General features: G+C 56.3%; 3 protein-coding genes. All 3 read left to right on the top strand.

What is annotated here, in order from left to right:
- The first annotated feature begins 686 nt into the window (after nt 1-686).
- Nucleotides 687-992, top strand: coding sequence for a hypothetical protein (locus tag AC0L3S_RS38925; protein ID WP_473285238.1), 306 nt, complete (start codon nt 687-689; stop codon nt 990-992).
- Between the two features lie 715 nt (nt 993-1707).
- Nucleotides 1708-1896, top strand: a complete 189-nt coding sequence (locus tag AC0L3S_RS38920; protein ID WP_473285236.1) for a hypothetical protein — start codon at nt 1708-1710, stop codon at nt 1894-1896.
- Nucleotides 1897-1909: 13 nt separating this feature from the next.
- A complete protein-coding gene (locus AC0L3S_RS38915; RefSeq protein WP_473285234.1) occupies nt 1910-2161 on the top strand; it encodes a DUF7662 domain-containing protein in 252 nt (83 codons plus the stop codon).
- Nucleotides 2162-2219: the final 58 nt, after the last annotated feature.

Raw genomic sequence — 2219 nt, 5'->3', positions numbered from 1 at the left:
CGAAGCTTGGCGATGATCTCCTCCGACGTCAGGCTGAGCGCGGACGAGGATCCCCAGACCAGTACGAGGGCAGCCATGACGAAAGATCGCAGCACTTGCCCTCGTTGTGCGCACGCCCTATCGGGTTGGCGCCTTTAGCTTAACCGCCGACCGGCCCCGACAACATCTCCAGGCCCGCCTCGATTGCCGCGATATCCTGCTCATCTGCGCAATCGACAACCTGCAGTCAAAGCCCACCCAGGCTTTCAGGTCTCCGGCAAGTCGCCGGCGATGGATCCTCAGCTCTTCAAGCGACTGACGGTCTTTCACTGTTGTGTAGCTATCCACAATCAACTCAATCGCACTGGACATGACGCTACTCCACAAAAACAACTCGGATCTAATCGAATGAGCTTAGTGCAAGCCGCGCGGTGGCCGCAACATCTGCGCTGGGTCCTACAAGCTGGCCCCTCCGCCGATTTGCACTTCACAAATGGAGCGGCTGGGAGCGACAAGAGCCAAAGAGCGCCGCAAATGCCCAACCAGGATAGGTCATGATCATTGACGGGTTGGCATTGCCCTCATCGTCCAACGGCAAACTCTTCGGAAACGGAATGGCATAGGACCTTGGTTTTTTTCTAGCTTTTCCCGAACGGAGGCGTCAAACTTGCCCCTATTGAGAACGTAATTTTTTCAGGGACATTGCGATGGGAAAACCTGCCGTTTCCCGTGATGCCTTTCGGGGACTATTCGCTTTCTATGCGGCCAAGGCTCATCACGACCACAAGCCCGAGGCCGAACATTCCCTTTTGCGGATGTTCGGATCTGCGGACGATATACCCGATACGTTGCTGCAGCAGTGGTCCGACAGAGCTGAGTTGCTCGGCTCCGAAACCGTTGGTCGCGTAATGGATCCACACGTCCGTCAGATCACGAACGGCAATGCACAATACGACCATGCCAGCGACTTTCTCCACACGCTGCTGAGAGACCTCGGGCAGAAAATGCAGTGATCGAACCGGCATGCCATTGGCGCCGCAGCCGTCAGACGCATAGACTTGGCACCTCGTCTCCTCAGCCAAGCTCCATGAGCCGGCGCACCCGACTGTGCTAGGCATCCCTACCGCCGCTATCGGGCTGATGCAGCCGACCCACGCCTGCTAAACCACTGGACCGTGTCTACTGCCAACTAGGCTACGCAGGGCCGTGTGAAATAGTTCACAGATTGGGAAAGAAAAGCTCGCTACTATGGAGAAAGCGGCGGAAATGCTCCGGCCTGCTCTTGCTCGGTCGCCTGCCCATCCCGCATGACGATGAATTGTTTGTCGTTTCACTCCCGGAAAGCCGACAACGATGATTGACAACGATTTGGTCCGGGCACATCGCAACAATATTCAACGCTACCACCTCTTATTGCAAACCACTCTGACGGACTTCGAACGGCAGTATGTCGAAAGACGTCTGAGCGAAGAGCTATCGAAGCTGGATAGGCTAACGACACGTGCTCAAGCAAAGCGAGACGGCCAATCGGCTACAGATCACGCAGGGTAGAACCCCGATGAGGCACACGGGTTGCTGTTAATGGCTGCCGCAGAAAAGCTTGTGTGAGCAGCGGAGCAGCTTCAGCATTCGGAGCCGAGAGACAACTAGCCAAAGCACGCAGCACCACCTAAACACTTGCGCTCGCCCTTCGGTTGCGGTTGGATCGTCTTTTTAGGATCTGATCCAATGGCAATTCAATTCCTTGTGGCGAAGGTTCTCAGGGACGAGCTATCTCTAAGAGGCATTCGATCGTTAAGCGCTGAAGATTCCGAGGCGATTGCTGCTCGCATCTTCGAGCGGATCACTGAGCTCGAGCTAGAACTTGCCGCCCGGGGCTTCAACATCCCTGCGAGCGGCGATGACAGACCAACGTGACGAGCTGAGCGTCATGTCCGTTTACGATCCGCTATTGCGGGAGCTGGGGCGCACAAAGGCGCAAACTATTCGGCTCACGTTCTCGGAAATCGAGGCAATTCTCGGGAGGCCGTTACCGCCGTCAGCCTACAAGTTCAGTGCTTGGTGGGGAAATGAGAGTTCGCGCAAAGCTGGGCACACGCAGGCGATGGCGTGGCTGCAGGCAGGCTTCACGGCTAGAGTTTCTCTGAAACAGCGGGAGGTGGATGAGCTGCTGCCGGTTTGATGGACACCCGGTTAAGCTAATCCCACCTTGCGCTCGAACTCAACAGGGCTGAGGTATC

This window comes from Bradyrhizobium sp. Ken01 (genome assembly GCF_055807355.1).
Note: the sequence above shows the minus strand (reverse complement) of the source record. Positions and strands in the feature narration are given on the sequence as shown.